This window comes from Mesorhizobium sp. B2-8-9 (assembly GCF_006439475.1).
Classification (GTDB): domain Bacteria; phylum Pseudomonadota; class Alphaproteobacteria; order Rhizobiales; family Rhizobiaceae; genus Mesorhizobium.
Map to the genome: position 1 here is coordinate 98159 of NZ_VFTQ01000011.1, position 17485 is coordinate 115643.

A 17485-nucleotide genomic window follows, 5' to 3' on the forward strand; every position below is an offset into this window, starting at 1 on the left:
TCATTGAAACGACCGTGAGGTTGATGTGAGCGGAACAAGCGAGCTTGGCGGCATAAGAGTCTATGATCGGTTCTACCTATTCGCAATATGGTCTGTAGGAGTCAGCAGCGCGAAGCGCGAACGTGCATCAGCGAACAAGCGCGGCTCACGAACTCCGATGCCTTAACAACTCGATCGCGCGCCGAACGACCTCGCTGGCTTCCTGCAAGCACTTGACCACCTGACGCCGAAGGCCACTTCGATCGGAAAGTGCTGTCAGCATAATTCGGCCGTCGGCAATCGCCAATGCGCACGCATGGCTCGCACAGGTCTTCAAAGCGCATCGGCGATGGAAGGCCCAACAGCGATGTCCATGCCTTCAGTGAAATGACCAAATCTGAACGGCGTCAGCTTCGCGCTCACAGATCAACGGGAGGGTCCAATTACATCCTGTTCTGGCTGCTGAGCGCCAGCGAGCCAAATGGGGCGATCCTCCAATGCTGTTTCCTTTGCAAGCCGTTTGCACAACGTTTGCCAGAGGGGATCGCCGGCGAATGCTGGCAAGCTGCCCCATGCCTCCCTCAAAGGTATCTCGCCATAGCAGTCGATTAACCGCCCAAAATCGCAGCCAAGCTGGGTCATAAGACTGAACGGATCGATTCGACCCGGCGAGATCGTGCGATGCCCCCACAGACTCGGCTCTTGGTCAGACCCCAGCGAGACGGACAAGCTACTATTTGCAGGTGACGGAAACTCAGAGAGAGTAGACAGCAAGGCATAGCGCATAATCGGATAGTAAACGATCTGGCGACTGCCGCCGAGCACCCGCACTCCAGGGAGTATCGATGTTACAAAGAATGACAGGAGCATACTGGGTATGATTTCATGCTCGTTCAACGATTGGAGAAGCGCGTCAGGTGCGCACTGTACAGAGAAGGTCCCGCTTTCGTTCAAAAACAGGCCATCGCGCAGCCGCAGGGGAAATATGCGCCCCCCTAAAAAATGCCAAAAGAAGTCGGTTGTCGTCTTTGCCCAGCCGGCCCATTGGCCGCAATCAAACGACACGAAATGATTGAGCAGCCTCTTCGCAAAAGAGCTTGGTCCAAACAGCGTTGACGAAAGCCACGATGACGGGTCGCGAAGATGCTGGGCGACTAGGTCGCCCACGTCCAAATCATCGAACTGCAACAACTGTAGATCCGATGCGAAGAAACGGCGCCAGAGGCTCTGATTGGCTGTCTTGATAGCATCGGCGGCCGAGAGAAACTCATCATCGGGCAGGGCTCTTTTCAATTGCGCGGCCAGTTGGCTCGCGATCCTCGTCTGTTTGGCGCTCGTCAGAGCAAAGCGCTGCGGCGCATGACGTCCGCAAACACTGAGTCGACCCATTTTTCTGTTTGACAGCCCGAAGAGATTGAAGTGCTGACCTCCAAGCCGCAGCCAACCGGGGCCTTTCTTGTCGCTTTCTTGGAATTTTACAGTTGAACTCGAATGAGTCACATACCAGCTGTCTTTATGGGAGCGCAGCCCCATGGCACTAAAGATATGCGTGTAGAACGCATCGGGTTCAAAAGCCAGGTAACAGTGTGGGCCGGTCTGAATGACCGGTCGGCTTCGAAGCTGTGCACCGAGTTTTTCAATCTGCTGATGCCCATAGCCCAGACGAGAGGCACAATCTGCAAGTCGTAACTCCATCTGCTCTAGAGCATGCATACGGACAGGATCGGCGGCGGCGGGCTTAGCGTCATAAGCGGCATGCGCATACGCACGTGTCGGAAGCGTCGAGTAACGCGAGATGTGTGGCATAAGCCAAACCAATGCTTCAGCGACGGGTTTTGGAGATGGCGATTTCATAACACGTCATCCGGTGGGCTGTTGGGCTACCGTTTTGCTTGGTGGACAGATGAGAATACCGACTGTCCAAACCACGACGATGACAACTCCGAAATACGGGAGCCCGGCCGAGGGCAACAGCGTATCGCCGGCAAGTGCAGTCAAACCATACACAACCAATCCAAACCCCGTTGCAAGGGTTTGGATGCGCGCTGGCCGATCGACGGGAACCGCAATAAAGCCGACTGCGCCGCTGGTAACAATTGGATCATCCTTCCCGACAAAGTAATGAGGTGACTGTCTGTACGCTGTTGGTTTCAAGAAGCGCGAGCCATGTCGCGGACATGAAATACGAGTACCTGCCGATATTGGAGGCAAGCCACTGGCCAAGAATGTACTGGTCGTAACAATGGCATTTTAGGACGCGTTGGTCGTTGGCCGGCTTCGCTCAGCTTCCGGACGCTGCCAGGCGGCGGAACGGCGGGGGTTCGAAGGCCAATCCCGGCAGCGAAGCCGGGGTTTCTGTATAGACGTATTCATTTGGAATGCAGGGTGGGGCCATCGCCGAAATTACACGCCGAAGATTGTCCGCGTTGTTGCTAGCGGCAAGTGTGTAGAAATTGCCAGAATTCCATGTCACGCATCCGTATTTGAAGTGCGCGGCCACCGACTCTGACATTTCAGATAGCGTCGTCTCATTGAGGTTCATTTGCTTAAGAATGGATTCAGTTTTCTTTTTGATATCATCCTGAGTGAAGAAGCGCGCTTTATATCCGTAGTCTTTCTGGAGCTCCCGGCTCAAGTATGAGATGTCGTCGTCTTGCCGAAATTTTTCGAAGAAGAAGAATATCCCACCGTCTTTCAAGTGACGTTTCACAAAGCCAATCTGCGCCTTTCGATTGGGCGAATACATTTGAAATGTGGTGTCCTCCAAGATGATGTCGAATCCGTCGGCAAAGTGCCTGAGCGCCAACGTCCCAACCATTCGGCTCCGGGTCAAGTGATGAAATGGGCCGAGGAAGAATGTTGCATGCGCGGGCCGTCCGTGCAGAAAGAAGCTTTCCTCGTTTTCCTTATTGGGACTGCATGAAAGGGTCTGAATCTTGCCGTTACCCAGCTGGGCAAGCGTTCGAGCGAGTGTGCCTTCGGCGGCCCCCAGCAGATAGAACCGAGCCGGGAGGGTCTCATCCGCGATAGCGTCTGCATATCGCAAGAAGGCATCGCCAACTCGAACCTCCTCCTCAAGACGATAAGGAATGCTGGCATGATAGTGAGGGTCGAAGCGGCCCCAGATCTGGCGATGCGCGCCGGTGAAGCTTTGCAGCGACGCATCCCCTTGGAAAAGGCGCGCATCAACGCTCGGAACTTTGATCGGGGCTCCTGATCGCCCTGCTGCGGTCGCCGAAAAGAAATCGGCCATTTCATTCAATCGTGGTGCCTTATCGCAGTCCTTGAAAAAGTCTCCCACCCGCTGTTCCATTCCGCTCTTCCCAAGTGAATTGTTCGACGCACAGCTCCGGTACTTCGCGCATGGCTCCGTCACTAGACGCATCCGAGGCAGGCCGGCTTCGCCATAGTTATATCACATCACAATAAGTACTAATGTAAAAGTTAAGCTAAAATCAAATATAGGTCGCGACTTGGAAACAACACACTCTGGACATTAATTAACAATCTGCGCAAGGAGTGTTAGACTTAGTCCGCAGACCTCAAAATTGGATGTGCACATGAGTTACTCACGCGTTGACCGGTATCGCCTGGTCGAGCTTGCCGGTCCCGGGCAATGATCACGTTGTCGCCAACATGGGGTGATCGCTTTGATCTCCCGCGTCAGCATCCTCCGCGTTGAAGCACTGATTGAGCTCGACACCGGAGAAGCGACCGGCGCCTGCATCGCCGACAATCCCAGCATGTTGACCCGTTATCAGCATGCGACCCAAACAGGCGGAGCGGTAGCCGAGTCTGCCCGGTAAAAGGTCCGGTCAGAGGTCGTATATTCAATACTGGATCGTGATGGCCTGTGCTCACGGGGGATCAGGTAACGTTAGCATCACCAGCCCCCCTGCAGCCGCCCTGTCAGCAGAACCTTCACACATGAACCAAGAGCCGCTTGTCGCTTGCCCTGAACTTCATGTCGAAACCAAATCGATCGACCCAGATTTATCGCCTCTCAAATAATATCTCCGCCCAGATTCGACCGGCATAGGTACTCGTAGAGGGTGAAAAGCCGTTCGCCAATGACTCTTCCGCTCCCTAGAAGAGATGAGAAATTTCCCAAATTGGGCGACAAAATATGAGGTCATTCCATGGCAGAGGCCAGAACTGTGAACGGTAACTTGGTGTTCTACCGGGTCCAGAGCGCTTGGGTCTAGATAATCATAGCTCCTGAAAAGCACGGTTGGCGAGAGACATACCGGATCGTGTAGCGTCTGGATCACCGAGAAATATGAACGTTCAGCAAACAGGTTAAATCCCGAAAGATCAAATCCGCATTGGTTAAAGACGGAATTTTCCTCAAAGGCTTGCACGTCGGTGCAGAGGAACCCGAATTGCTGAATCCGATATGGCATCACTACTGTAGCAGGACTGGCGATTTGGCGGATGTCTTCCGCTATCGATTCATATCCCTCACCAACTACCCCAGAATCCAATGTTTCCGTAAAAATTATGTCAGGCGCCGAAGGAAGGTCGCCGTCCAGAATTGCTTGCCTTGAGGACTTTGCAATCACCGCGATGCGATCCTGCAAATCGTTGTTCCGGATAATCTCCCGCGCCGCCTCAGCAATTCGCTCATCCATCTCGCATGTGAATACCTTTCGGGCGCCATGCCTGGCGAAGAGCATCGCCGGAAGGCCAGCCCCGGTCCCGATTTCCACGACGGTCTTTCCTCTGAGATTACAGGATGCAATGGCCGCCTCTATTGCTGCATTTCGTGCGGAGTCGCGCATCATTCTGAAATGCCAGTTGGGAACCTGGGAATCTGCGTGAGCGCGGGATGGGATTTCGTGCATTTTTAATACCCTCTAAACCCCTATGGTGGGTGAATAAAAGCCAACGATCTCATCGCGAACAGCGATCGAGGGCGTCGCGCGCATTGTAGGGCTGCCTGTCAATCCTCTGAGACGAGCGAATGAGTGTTGCAGCTTGCGAAGGGGAAGCAGCAAGAATGGTGCCAAGGCACGCAAGCGCTAGAGACCCGGCCTGCCAATTCCGTCGCCTACAAAGAGTGCGTGAGTCTGCACCAGTTTTGGGAATGCGCCGGGTACCTGAACTCAGTGCCGATTTGTCGAATCCCCGACACGGTCATCTTTCGGCCTGAGTTCCTTAGCTGGTAGTCGCCCCGAGCCTCGAGCGTGTCGCCGAATACTCCGTCGCTTTACCCGGAGAGAAAGCGTGGCGGCGCGACAATCACGATCGAGGGGAAAGCACGAGTTCTGTTTGTCGTCTAGACGTCTGGGGTAACAAGGGGGGTTGAATGACCTACCTGCAATCCCGGTACCAGCGCAGCGACATACAGGAAAGCCCGGCATCGATCCTCTCGATCTCGGCGGTCTTCAGAGGCACGACCTTGTAACTCGCCTTTTCGAGCATCTCAATCGTGCGCGGGTAGCCCGCGCTGACCATGACGATGTCGTTGACGCGCAGCACGTTCGCCGCAGGCTCTTCGCCTTCCGGGACGATGAACTGGCGGAATTCCTTGAATACGGAAGCCTTCGCGAGGGCAGCGGTCGAAATCACGGTTTCATCGTCGAGCAGCGAGGAGGCCGTCTTGAAATGCAGAACGCCTTTCGGAGTCTCGGCAATCTGGGCCTTCCCGCCGAGTTGCTCGATACAGGAGACAAGGGCCTCTGCCCCGGCCTTGTCGGTGCGATCGGAAAGGCCTATCAGGACGCTATTTGGGGTGTACATGATATCCCCGCCGTCCGCTTGTCCCGGGGTAGGGAGTTCTAGCACGGTGTCGAACATATCGCGCAGGATCGGCGCGATCTCCGCGGTCTCGGCGACCCGGCTTGGCGTGCCGGGACGGAGCAGGATGGCGCCCCCGGTGAAAACGAGCGCCGGGTCTTCGACAAACAGGGAGTCTGGAAAGGCCTCAAGAGACGGCAGGACGCTCACTTCGACACCTGCATGCCGCAAGGCCGCAACGTATGCGTCGTGCTCGCCCTTGACGCCTTCATAGGTAGGACCGCCCCGATCATCGGCGCGTAGGCCGTTGACGACCGAGATCGAGGGTTCGCGAACGATTGCCGAGTTGAACTGATAGACCGATCTGGTTTGCGACATTTCCAATCCTATTTGTCAGTAGTGTTTCGCTGTGCGGCTTGCTTGGGCGGTGAATGACGTCTGTGCGGGCTGCGCCCTGCGCTTCGACAGGTGAATCCCTGCAAGCATGCACCGGACCGATCCACCCGCGAGTTCGATTGTCGAGACATCGAACGGCAATAGTCGCGCGGACTGCTCGATTGCCGATATCTGCTTCGCCTGCAGCGCCGCATGTGCTCGCCCGGAAATGGCAACAATGCGACCATCCGTGCCCTCCAGTTCAATGGCATTGCCGGCGAAGTCTTCGATCTGCTCGATCGAAAGCTCCACGATCTGACGACCGGTTTCCTCCAACCTCGCGACGACTTCCCGCCGCCGCCAGGGATCAGGGATCGACTGCGCCCCTAACAACGCGAAATCGGTGCCGACGCACATCAGGACATTGGTGTGATAGACCGCCTTGCCGCTGCGATCGACTGCGTCAAAGATCATTGGCTCGAAATTGAAGTGCGTGCAGAACCGTTCGAGCGCAACCTCGTTTGCCCTGTTGGAACGCACCACGTAGGCGACACGGGCAATGTGGTCGAGCACCATCGCACCGGTCCCTTCGAGGAAGACCCCGTCCTTCTCGAGGCCGGAATAATCGATGACATCCTGAACCCGGTACTCAGCCTTGAGCATCTCGATGATGTCGGTCCGGCGCTCTTGCCTTCGATTCTCCGAGTACATCGGATAGATCGCGACATGCCCGCCAGAATGGGTCGAAAACCAGTTGTTCGGAAAGACGGAGTCGGGTGTTGCGGCCGACTCATCCTCATAGAGGTGGACAGTGATCCCGGCCTCAGCGAGGCCGTCCGCCATACGCGTGGCTTCTTGATATGCCAGAGCGACCAGATCATCCGGCTTCCGCGTTTCATCGCGCACCTGGAACGTATTGTCTGCCGCAGTGACCGGATTCGGCGTGAAGTGATGAGGGCGGATCATCACGACGGCCCTCGGCGCCTGCATGGATACTTTGCTCATCCCAATGCACCGCTCAGCCGCACTGGAGCCGGTTGGGCGGCGCGCAGGATCATGCCGTACAAGTCGCGGGGTTCATCCGGGTCGGCGAGGAGATCGAGTTCTTCGTAGAGTCCGGTGTCCTTGAGGCGGTCGCGCACATAGCGCAGGGCCGAAAAATCCTCGATCGCGAAGCCCACGGAATCGAACAAAGTGATTTGGCGCTCGTCGCGGCGGCCGGGCTCGTTGCCGGCGATCACCTGCCAGAGCTCGACCACCAAGTGCTCGGGCGCGAGCTGTTGGATTTCGCCTTCGATGCGGGTCTGTGGGGCGTATTCCACGAAGATGTCGGAGCGCAGAAGAATGTCGCGGTGCAGTTCGGTCTTGCCTGGACAGTCGCCGCCGACCGCGTTGATGTGGACGCCGGGGCCAACCATGTTGTCTGTAAGGATGGTGGCACACTGCTTGTCGGCGGTGACGGTGGTAATGATATCGGCGCCTTCCACGGCCTCCTGCGAGGAGGCGCAGGCGGTGATGTCCAGGCCGATGCCGGCGAGGTTCTTCGCGCAGCGGCGCGTGGCAGCAGGATCGACGTCGTAGAGGCGCAGTCGATCGACGCCGACGATGGCCTTGAAGGCGATCGCCTGGAACTCGGACTGTGCGCCGTTGCCGATGATCGCCATGGTGCGAACGCCCTTCGGCGCGAGATGCTTCGCCGCGACCGCCGACATGGCCGCGGTGCGGAGCGCGGTGAGGATGGTCATCTCCGTGAGCAGCATTGGATAGCCGCTTCCGACATCGGCCAGAACGCCGAAGGCGGTGACGGTCTGGCGGCCGGAGCGCGTGTTCTTGGGATGGCCGTTGACATATTTGAAGCCGTAGGTTTCGCCGTCGCTCGTCGGCATCAGCTCGATGACGCCGTCCACGCTGTGGGACGCCACACGCGGCGTCTTGTCGAACAGCTCCCAGCGGCCGAAGTCTTCCTCGATATAGCCGGCGAGGTCGGTCAGGAAGCGCTCCACGCCGATCGTCAGAACCAGCTTCATCATATTGTCCACGCTCACGAAGGGAACGATGTTTAGCTTCTCGGGCATGGTTCAGTGGTTCCTTGTCGGGCGGTCCATGATGCGGCGGCCCATTAGACTGGCGGTGAGGTCGACCATCAGGATCGCGGTGCGGCCGCGCTCGTCGAGGAAGGGGTTGAGCTCGACGAGATCGAGGCTGGTGACGAGGCCGGAATCGTGCAGCATCTCCATCACCAGATGCGCCTCGCGGAAGGTCGCCCCGCCCGGCACGGTCGTGCCCACGGCCGGGGCGATTGACGGGTCTAGGAAATCGACGTCCAGGCTGACATGAAGCATGCCGTCCTCAGCCAGGATGCGCTGGAGAAAAGCGCGTAGCAGAGGAGCGATCCCGTGCTCGTCGATCATGCGCATGTCGTGGACTGTCACCCCGGCGAGTTTCAGCGCCTCACGCTCGGCCGGATCGACGCTGCGCACACCAAGCGTGCAGATGCGCGCCGGATCGACCGCAGCTGGCAGGTCTGGGAAATAGCCGTGAAAGCCTTTTTGCCCGCTGGCGTAGGCGAGCGGGACGCCGTGCAAGTTGCCGCTGACCGTAGTGTCGAGCGTGTGAAAGTCCGGGTGGGCATCCAGCCAAAGCACGAAGAGCGGCCGGCCCAACTCCTTGGCACGACGGGCAACTCCGGACAGCGTGCCGGCAGAGATACTGTGATCGCCGCCGAGAAAGATCGGCATTGCTTCTCGGCTCGCCGCATAGGCAGCTTCGGCGATCGCTCCGGTCCACGCCGAGACCTGCGGCAGCGCCTTCAGGCCGAGGTTCTCATGCGCCACGGGCGGAAGCGGTCCGGGCGCGACCGCCCCTGCGTCCTCCACTTCATGGCCGAGTTCCGTCAGCGCCTGCGCGAGTCCCGCGGCGCGCAACGCGCTCGGTCCCATATCACAGCCCATGCGTCCGGCCCCGTCCTGGACCGCCGCGCCAACGATCCTACACAGCATGTCGCCGCTCCCTATTGCTGCTGGCAGCGCGCTGGTTCGGCGCGTCACCCCACTCGAACCGGGATGCGAGCCTCGATACGGCTGAAAATCCATACGAGCAATCCCGTGAGAACCATGTATGTCAATGCAAGCAGAAGCAATGGCTCGTATATCACCAATGTATCCTGGCGAACGCGAGCTGAAACTGCATAAAGGTCGACAACCGTGATAGTAGCGACGAGCGGTGTCGATTTGAGTTGCATTACTGTTTCACCGGCCAACGTGGGCAACGCCTTGTGGATTGCCTGCGGCAACCAGACCCGGCGAAAAAGCTTCCAGCGGTTCATACCGAAAGCGCGTCCCGCCTCGAGCTGGCCGCTCGGCACGCCGGCAAAAGCACCGCGCATAACCTCGCCTACATAGCCTGCGAAGGACAGCGTTAGAGCCAGTACAGCGTATGGCCACGCCTGGCGAACGAGAGGCCAGATATCGGATTCGCGAATCCATGGATATTGCGGGAAGAGCGAGCCAAGCCCGTAATAGAGCAGCCAAATTTGCAGAAGCAACGGTGTGCCTCGAATGACGGTGCAGAAAGCTTTCGCTGGAAGACTGAGCCAACTAGGGCCCACTACTTGAGCGAGCCCAAGTGGCAATGCCAGAACGAAGCCGAAGACGCAGGTCACGATGAGGATCCAGATCGAACGCCATAAACCAGCAATCGCAAGCATGTAGTAGTCGGCCAACCAGTCCCAACGCATGAAGACGGCTGCTGCGGTGATCAAGACAAGGCCGATCACGATCAATACGACGCGGTGTGGCTCCAACCGTGCGAATGGGCGGCAGTTTGCCGCAACAGTCGTGAAATAGGCCATCAGCGGCTCTCCGCTATCGGCTGCCGGCCGCGCCTTGCCCAATGCTCGACCCGTCCGATGAGGACGTTGGAGATCAAAGTGAGCAGTAGATAAAGCACGCCAGCGGCCATGAAGAAGGTGAAATAGGCCTTTGTAGTGCCCGCAGCCTGCCGTGTTTCCAGAGTCAGTTCATTGAAGCCCACAACGGCCAGAAGTGCTGTGCCTTTGAACGCAACCAGCCAGAGATTTGCGAGACCCGGGATCGCGAAGGGCAGCATCGCCGGCAGAGTAATGCGTCGCATCAGCATCCTTGGGTTCATACCAAAGGCTCGCCCGGCCTCGATTTGGCCTTGCGGCACCGCGAGGATCGCGCCGCGCAGCACCTCCGTTGCGTACGCGCCCTGTACGAAGCCGAGCGCAACGATGCCTGCCATCGGCCCGCTGACGTCGATCCGTCCGTAACCGAGAGTTTCCAGGAGGCGGTTGATCAGGTCCGGAACCGCGAAATAGATAAGCAGAATTAGCACAAGTTCCGGTACCGCGCGGATGAGGGTGGTGTAGACTTGAAGCAAGTCGCGGCGCACAGGTCCGCCGTAAAGCTTGCCAAAAGCACCGCCAATGCCAATAACCAATCCCAAGGCGAATGCGCCGACACCGATCCCAATTGAATTAATGAATCCGCGAACCAGATTTCCGCCCCAGCCAGGCGGCGTAGGTGCAAGCAACTCGAACATGCTGGTCTGCGCCAGCGACAAAAAGACAGAATCGGTCAAGAACGCCTCCACCTTGAGGATTGACCCTCGCCAAGAGCCTGCCGTTCACTGGTGCGTGACGAAGGAGGCCGCCTGCCTCCGACTCAACAGGCAGAAGTATTTCGAGGGTCTACGTAACAGGAGAATTTCGTCTGTCATTCGCCGTAAATGTCGAATGAGAAGTACTTTTTCGTAATTTCATTGTACTTCCCGTTCGCGCGAATCCCCTTGATTGCGGCGTTTATCTTTTCCTTGAGCATGGTGTCTCCCTTGCGCAGACCCGCGCCCGCGCCCGGCGCGAAAATCTCGGGGTCATTGGCAACCTTGCCCTTTATCTCGCAGCAGGCCTTACCCTGGTCAGTCTTCATGAATTGATCAATGGTAAGCGGGCTAGCCAGAATGGCGTCGATCCTGCCGGCGACCAAGTCCTGGTTGGCCTCATCCTGTGTCTGGTACGTCTTCATCTCGGCCAAGCTGTCTTTGAAATGCTTGCTGGCATAGACCTCGGCATTGGTCGAGACCTGAATACCGAGGATCCTGCCCTTGAGGCCCTCAGGGGTAGGATCCACTGCAACGCCCTTGGGACCGGCAATCGTGTACCCGTTATCGCTATAGTACTTGTCGGAGAAATCGATCGTCTTCTTGCGCTTCTCTGTGATTGACATCGAACTCATGATGACATCGATTTTCTTTGACGTCAGGGAAGGAATGATCCCGTCCCAGGCGACCGGAGTGATGACACAATCGAGTTTTGCCTCGGCGCAGATCGCATCAATGATCTCAATTTCCCAGCCGACCCATTTTCCAGAGGCGTCCAGGGACGAGAATGGAGGGTAGGGCTCGGCCGCGATTCCGACCTTCACCTGTTCAGCTTGCGCCATCAAAGTAGATGCGCAGAAGATTGCCGCTGCGGCCGTCAATTTGGAAAGTATTCTCATTGTTTTCCCCTATAAGTCAGATGGTTTAGTCTGTTTTTCAGGCGCTAGCCCACTCTGCGGATGAATTGTTGAAGCCGCTCCGATTTCGGAGATCCGAAGATTGCGTCTGGTGGCCCTTCTTCCTCGACGCGGCCCTCGTGGAGAAATACCACGCGGGTCGCGACCTCGCGGGCAAATTTCATTTCATGCGTGACCAGGATCATGGTGCGACCTTCGCGGGCCAAATCGCCGATTACGCCCAGAACCTCACCGATGAGTTCGGGATCGAGTGATGAAGTCGGTTCGTCGAAGAGCATCACGCGTGGCTGGACCGCGAGAGCGCGCGCGATCGCGCCGCGCTGCTGCTGTCCGCCGGATAAAAATGCCGGGTATACGTGCCGTTTTTCCAGAAGCCCCACTCTCGCAAGCAGTTTCTCGGCTTCGATGATCGCCATTTCACGCTTGACGCCAAGCACATGGACCGGAACCTCGATCACATTTTCGATCAAGGTCATGTGGGTCCAGAGATTGAAGCTCTGAAAGACCATGCCGAGCCGGGAACGTACACGTTCAATCTGCTTTCGGTCCGCCGGGAGGGTGCTGCCATTTCCGTCAGGCTTGAGACGTATTTCCTCGCCGTTCACCCTGATAACGCCGCTGGTGGGGTTTTCCAGGCAGTTGATGCAGCGAAGTAAAGTGGATTTGCCGGAGCCGCTGCCCCCGATAATCGCCACCACATCGCCGTCGCGCGCAGATAGCGAGACCCCCTTCAACACATGAAGGGCGCCAAACTTCTTGTGCAAGTCCTCGACATGGATCGCCTCCGCGGCCGTGTCCGTCACCGCGTGGCGAGGAATTGCCATGATCGTGGCCGTCATTGCTGTGCGCCTGTATCGCCGAGCACAACATGAAAGGGCGAGACCAACAGCACTGTTCTGAGCGCCTTCATTTCGTTTCCTCTATTTCTGCGCCAATGTCTCAGACATAGACGCGCGGGATGTGGTCGCGGAGCTGGGCATAGAGACCGATGAGGTCCGTGCCCCATTGAGCGGCGACTTCCTCGTGAGTGATGGTCTGGTGCGCTTGCTGTCCGAGCAGGAGCACTTGGTCGCCAAATCTTGCATCAGGCACGTCCGTCAGATCGATGCGCAGGTGCTCGAGATGCGCGGGAGGGAGCAGGCGCGCGCGCTGCCCCCTCACCAGCGCCTCGGCCTGGGCTGGCACGTGACGCGGAAGGCCATCCCCCCACCCCATACCTAGGACGCCGATGGTCATTCCCGACCGAAAACCGGGTATGTCTGGTATAGGACCGAGAGAAGCGTCGATCCGCTTGACGGAAACGAGGCATGTCGAAATGGCCTTGAGCGCCGGCCGCAGGGTGACGGCCCGCATGGGTCGATCCGTCTCGGGAAGACCGATAAACAGGGCCCCGGGATCGACGGCATCGAGATCCATCGCGGGATGCCGAAGCACACCGGCAGTACTCGACATCATAATGATCGGGGGACGGGTGCCGGACGCCTCGGCATCCTGTAGAATCCGCTGCAGGCGGGAAAATTGCTCGCTAGCATCCGAAGTCACTGATGTGGGCAGCTCGCTGAGATGGGCGTAGAGCCCCTGTACTTCAACGTCGTTGCAGACGTGCGCGGCTGCGAGAAGCCGGCCTATCTCCTGCGGCGTGGCCCCAGCCCTGAAGAACCCGAGATCCGCCTTGACGAAAATACGGGTGACGCTCATGGCGGCGCGCCAGGACTCCAGCTCATTGAGGCTGGAAACGGTAACGGTGAGTCCGAGCGCTTCAATTGTTTTCGCCGATGTCGGTAGGGGACCGGGATAAAGCAAAACCGGGAGATCGATGCCCATTTCCCGGATGGCCATAGCATCGGGCAAGGTTGCGACAGCAAAGCCGTCAGCCCCCTCTGTTGCCAGTGTGCGGGCGACAGGTCCCGCTCCACAGCCATATCCATTGCGCTTTAAGCAGGCGAAAATCTTCACTGTCCGGGGAAGATGCCTACGCAGCTGACGGTAATTGTGCCTGATCGCGCCGAGGTCGATCTCGTAGCAGGCCTCCCGGGACGCCGCCTTTTTGCTCTGCACCGTCGCAATAGACGTTAACGCGCACATAGGTTCTGACGTTTTTCCCAACCGCTTTTTATTGCTTGTTTGCATGCGAAACGATGCGAGGAATCGCCAAAACCGTCAATTTATTAAGTTTTTGTGACACCCTATTAATTTTACTGATATGGCCACACACACGAGGCAGGCAAATGGCTGGATGACGCTCCGCGATGCAGGGCTGCTGCCTGGCAGGCCTGATCAGCAGCCTGCAAGCATCTTTGAGCGACGGCTTGCCGACACCTTGCTTGTTCCTCATTATGGACGCGGCGCTTCGGGCCCGCCTGGCCGGGTCATCCAGCCAGGCGGTGCTGTGGGCGATCAGAATGGACTGGGGGCTGCGCTAGGTGCTGGTGGTCGAGCTGGCTACGGGAGTGACAGCACCATTACAGGCGCGGGTTCACGACAGGGCTCAAGCAGCGCGGACTTGCCAATGTCGAGTTCGCGGTCTCCGACGGCCATCCGGCCCTCAGGGCGCGTTCAGGAAGTGCGGCCCCAACGGATAGCATGTGCACGACTTAGCCTAGCGCTGTGGTTCGCCAAGCGGAAAACCAAAAACTCGAAGCTTGGCGCAGAGCTGGGGTGAGAAATTCATGAGAGGTGGCCGAGGCGAACCGCTACTTCAATACGGACCATTTGCGCGAGCGCAGAGAAGGAAAGGCCTGGGGACATTCATCGCTTGAACGCGCTGCGGTTCCCTGTTCTGCTAACCCCCGGGGCGCAGCAGACAGTCGATGTCATTGCGACGCCATTCGCGGAACTTGATGAACCCAACTGTGACGGAGCGTTGTCCGCCAGATAATGAAACTCTGCAAGCGAGGCCGCCGAGCGTAAGGTCTTCTTGCACCTATGCAAAAGCCGCTGCCTTACCGCGCAAGTTGTCGACCGTGATCTCGGGCGGAATTGGGCAAATGTAGCGTCGCCCGCCAGTACGCTCCTTCAATTCCGCTTTTGCCCGGGCGATAAGATCGGGATTGCGCAGGCAATCTGCCGCGGTGGTCGCCATTGCTTTCGCCGCGAGCACCATTCCTTTATGGGCTGCTGGCAGATTCCCTTGCGTGACGAGCTGCCAAGTGTGGAACGGCGTACCTATAGCGAAGCAGGCAGTGCTGCACTGAACCGTGGGCACGATCCAGCTCACGTCGCCGACGTCAGTGCTGCCCATCATCATCCCTTCGCGCGCAGGAATGGGAAGTAGCCCGTCATGCAGCACCTGGCTCGCCAGCGAACGGTCGTAGAGCGCAACGCTCGCCACAATCTCCTCGTTCGTAAACGCGTTCTTCCGCAGTTGTTCGGCGAAGGCATAATCCGTATCGTCGAAGCCCGGGCCGCCGAGGCGACTCATGTTTTCGTACATAACCTCCTGCAGCACTTTGTTAGGCAGAACGTTCGAGTTTGCATCCATGATCTGCACCTCAACGGTGGTTTCCGTCATCAGCGCGGCGCCATCGGCGATCTTCTTGACGCGCTGGAACAGGTGCTCTGCATCCGGCAAATGCGGCGAACGCACCAGGTAGAGTGATTCCGCAAAAGCCTGTACCACGTTCGGCGCATCGCCACCCGTATTCGTAACGGCATAGTGGACGCGCGCATCCGAGGCCATGTGCTCGCGCATGTAATTTACGCCCACATTCATCAGCTCCACCGCGTCGAGCGCGCTGCGGCCAAGATGGGGAGAAACCGCCGCATGCGACGCCTGACCCGTGAAGCGGAAGCTAGCCTGAATGCACGCGAGAAACGAGGTGGACTGCACCTCGTTGACGACGTTTGGATGCCAGCAGAAGGCGGCATCGAGATCATCGAAGAGACCGGCCCGTGCCATGAAAGTCTTGCCCGATCCGCTCTCTTCCGCCGGGCAGCCGTAATAGCGCACCGTGCCCGCGATGGCGCCCGATGCAAGCGCATCCTTCAAGGCCACGGCTGCGAGCGCAGATCCGGAACCGAGAAGATTGTGCCCGCAACCATGCCCAGATGCGCCCTCCGTGGTAGGCATGCGCTCGGTAATGCCCGAAACTTGCCCGAGAGCCGGCAGCGCATCGAACTCCCCCAGAAAACCGACTGTTGGGCTACCGCTTCCATGTTCCGCCACGAAGGCAGTGGCCATGCCGCAGAGCTTTTTGGTAATGCGAAAGCCCTCGTGCTCCAGCAAGGCGATCTGCTCGGCGACCGCGCGATGCTCCTCGAAGGCGAGTTCCGGCATGGCCCAGATGCGGTCGCTGAGCGCACAGTAGTCGGCGCTCTTGGTGTCCACGCGCCGGGCGATTTCATAGACGCCCAGCCCATCGTTATGCATGTTCGGTTCTCCTCATTGTCCAAATGCGCATTTGGAACCGTTCGGCTGTAAGGGGGCGCCCCGTCATCAGTGCATTGGCACTATACGACACGATCATCAGGATGCGGGCCAGGTTGACGTGCATGGACGACGCTACCTGTTGGCGGCGACCTCGACGCTGCGGGAATTAGCTTTTGGCAGAAGAACGCGAGCATCTTCCAGCACTATTTCGGTTCCATACTTTTGCGAGCGTCGAGATAGGTCTTCGAGCATTGAACCAGCCAGCTCTTTTGATGCGGGCACGGGCACAAGACGCTCATGATACCTGTTGCTGCTCAGCCGCTGCTCCCCTCCAATCACGATTGGAGCGAGGTCGATTGACTCCAAGTGGTTGTTGCCATCGAAGCTGCACGTCGCGACGATACTTTTCCAGATATCTGGTGAACTCCATTCGTCCTCACCTTCGGGTAGATGAAACAGGAAATTTCCCAATCCGTAGAAGATCGGAGCCCCGCGGTAGATTTCGATCGGCTGCAGCACCGGTGCGCCGTGGCTGGCGAACGCATTCGCTCCCGCATCAATGCAGGATCGCGCGAAGAATTGAACCCATTCGGGAACCTCGCGCCAATCTGGTTCCCAATGATGATGATGAAGATAGGCGATGACAAAGGCACCGGCCAACGAGGCCTTCCGGATTGCGGCGAGCTGACCTCGTAAACTTTGCTCGTTGAAGATGATCCTTCGGCAGTTCTCGGAGGATCGGCGAAAAATGGTTCCGTAAAAGTCGATTTCATCGGACGATGTCAGTTCGCGAGGATCGTCCGGCTGCGTGTAGGTTCCGCGCTCCATAGAGTTGCTTAAAAACGTTTCCTGAATGGAACGCAGGTTCGCGAATTTCTCATCGTCAACCTCGAATACCCGCGAGACATCGAGTTTGTTCACCCCCGGTCGAGCGGGACGGGTACCTGCCGCATTGTCAGCGTACATTGTGGCTGGCCCTGGTCCGGCATCCATCGCGATGAGGGCGACCTTCCTCTTGCCGAGTTGCTTGATGCCGGCTTTGCTCGCGTCACTGGCGTCAACGCCAATTCCTGCACGCAGAAACTCACGCTCGTCTACTTCCTCAAGTGTCGAAAGCACTCCTGCGGGCCCAAGATCGAACGCATGATTATTGGAAAGAGCCAGTGCGCTAAAGCCAATATCCTTCAAATTATCCAACACGACAGGTGGAGAGCACTGGAAATAGGTGCCTTTCATCGGCCACCCACCATGCCGGCCGAGAATCGTGGTTTCTAAATTCGTGAATGAGGCATCGGCTTGCCGGATCAGTTCTTTGATCGTGGCGAAGCCGTCGTCCGATACATGCCGAATATCGTGGTAGATGAGGGACTGTCCGGTGAGGGCGAGGGTGAACGGCGAAGGCATGATTGAGTATCAACCCCTGTATGGGCAAATGTCATTAGCGGCCACTTTTTGTGGCAACCGATCGACTGCGGAGAAAGTGTTG

At 57.9% G+C, this 17485-nt stretch carries 14 protein-coding genes; all 14 read right to left on the bottom strand.

What is annotated here, in order from left to right; all coding sequences use genetic code 11:
• Window positions 1–405: 405 nt before the first annotated feature.
• The gene (locus FJ423_RS15560) at window positions 406–1833 is read right to left on the bottom strand and encodes a hypothetical protein (protein WP_064993334.1); all 1428 of its coding nucleotides are present in this window, start codon (window positions 1831–1833) and stop codon (window positions 406–408) included.
• Window positions 1834–2260: 427 nt separating this feature from the next.
• Entirely contained in the window at window positions 2261–3292 is a 1032-nt protein-coding gene (locus FJ423_RS15565) for a class I SAM-dependent methyltransferase (RefSeq protein WP_064993333.1), read from the bottom strand.
• A 649-nt stretch (window positions 3293–3941) separates the two neighbouring features.
• Window positions 3942–4823 (bottom strand): 50S ribosomal protein L11 methyltransferase, encoded by an 882-nt coding sequence (locus FJ423_RS15570; protein ID WP_064993332.1) that lies wholly within the window; start codon window positions 4821–4823, stop codon window positions 3942–3944.
• Window positions 4824–5292: 469 nt separating this feature from the next.
• Window positions 5293–6096: an arginine deiminase family protein gene (locus FJ423_RS15575; protein ID WP_064993331.1), complete on the bottom strand. Its 804-nt coding sequence runs from the start codon at window positions 6094–6096 to the stop codon at window positions 5293–5295.
• Between the two features lie 15 nt (window positions 6097–6111).
• Complete coding sequence (locus FJ423_RS15580; RefSeq protein WP_064993330.1) at window positions 6112–7098, bottom strand: arginine deiminase-related protein; 987 nt, start codon at window positions 7096–7098, stop codon at window positions 6112–6114.
• The gene (locus FJ423_RS15585) at window positions 7095–8168 is read right to left on the bottom strand and encodes an ornithine cyclodeaminase (protein WP_064993329.1); all 1074 of its coding nucleotides are present in this window, start codon (window positions 8166–8168) and stop codon (window positions 7095–7097) included. The genes FJ423_RS15580 and FJ423_RS15585 overlap by 4 nt, the downstream gene beginning before the upstream one ends.
• Window positions 8169–8171: 3 nt before the next feature.
• Window positions 8172–9092, bottom strand: coding sequence for an arginase (gene rocF / locus FJ423_RS15590; protein WP_064993328.1), 921 nt, complete (start codon window positions 9090–9092; stop codon window positions 8172–8174).
• Window positions 9093–9136: 44 nt separating this feature from the next.
• Window positions 9137–9943 (bottom strand): ABC transporter permease, encoded by an 807-nt coding sequence (locus FJ423_RS15595; RefSeq protein ID WP_064993358.1) that lies wholly within the window; start codon window positions 9941–9943, stop codon window positions 9137–9139.
• Window positions 9943–10656, bottom strand: coding sequence for an ABC transporter permease (locus FJ423_RS15600; RefSeq protein ID WP_198327675.1), 714 nt, complete (start codon window positions 10654–10656; stop codon window positions 9943–9945). Before FJ423_RS15600 ends, FJ423_RS15595 begins: the two co-directional genes overlap by 1 nt.
• Before the next feature lie 173 nt (window positions 10657–10829).
• Window positions 10830–11612 carry a transporter substrate-binding domain-containing protein gene (locus FJ423_RS15605; RefSeq protein WP_064993327.1) on the bottom strand — a complete coding sequence of 261 codons (783 nt, stop codon included), beginning with the start codon at window positions 11610–11612 and terminating at the stop codon, window positions 10830–10832.
• A 44-nt stretch (window positions 11613–11656) separates the two neighbouring features.
• The gene (locus FJ423_RS15610) at window positions 11657–12469 is read right to left on the bottom strand and encodes an ABC transporter ATP-binding protein (RefSeq protein WP_064993326.1); all 813 of its coding nucleotides are present in this window, start codon (window positions 12467–12469) and stop codon (window positions 11657–11659) included.
• A 100-nt stretch (window positions 12470–12569) separates the two neighbouring features.
• A complete protein-coding gene (gene alr, locus FJ423_RS15615) occupies window positions 12570–13760 on the bottom strand; it encodes an alanine racemase (protein WP_224655959.1) in 1191 nt (396 codons plus the stop codon).
• 793 nt (window positions 13761–14553) lie between these two features.
• Window positions 14554–15999 carry a M20 family metallopeptidase gene (locus tag FJ423_RS15620; RefSeq protein ID WP_064993324.1) on the bottom strand — a complete coding sequence of 482 codons (1446 nt, stop codon included), beginning with the start codon at window positions 15997–15999 and terminating at the stop codon, window positions 14554–14556.
• 132 nt (window positions 16000–16131) lie between these two features.
• Window positions 16132–17403 carry a CapA family protein gene (locus FJ423_RS15630; RefSeq protein WP_064993323.1) on the bottom strand — a complete coding sequence of 424 codons (1272 nt, stop codon included), beginning with the start codon at window positions 17401–17403 and terminating at the stop codon, window positions 16132–16134.
• Window positions 17404–17485: the final 82 nt, after the last annotated feature.